1 protein-coding gene is annotated in these 270 nt (G+C 30.0%); it reads right to left on the reverse strand.

All coding sequences use genetic code 11. The features are described from left to right. Nucleotides 1-270, reverse strand: a 270-nt coding sequence (locus PQG54_RS12350; RefSeq protein WP_271807749.1) for a hypothetical protein, incomplete at both ends; no start/stop codon positions are given.

The raw sequence follows: 270 nt of genomic DNA on the forward strand, positions 1-270 counted from the left end.
GATACTAAACAGACCAAACTTACCTATAATTGATCTGCGTGAGGAAGTCGCAGTATTATCATAGATAGAGTTATATTTGAAATAACATTCAAAAGTAAAAGTATCTAAAGCCAAAGCAGTGGTCATTAATCCAGTGCCTCTGTATAAACCATCTTCATTGAATGCAGCCATATTGTTTGAACTATCATTCATATATATAGGAATGATCGTATTCAATGAATCTAAATTACTATATGGTTTTAATAAAATACCTTGTTCTAATTGCTTATT

Source organism: Commensalibacter communis (genome assembly GCF_947179015.1).
Classification (GTDB): Bacteria; Pseudomonadota; Alphaproteobacteria; order Acetobacterales; family Acetobacteraceae; genus Commensalibacter; species Commensalibacter communis.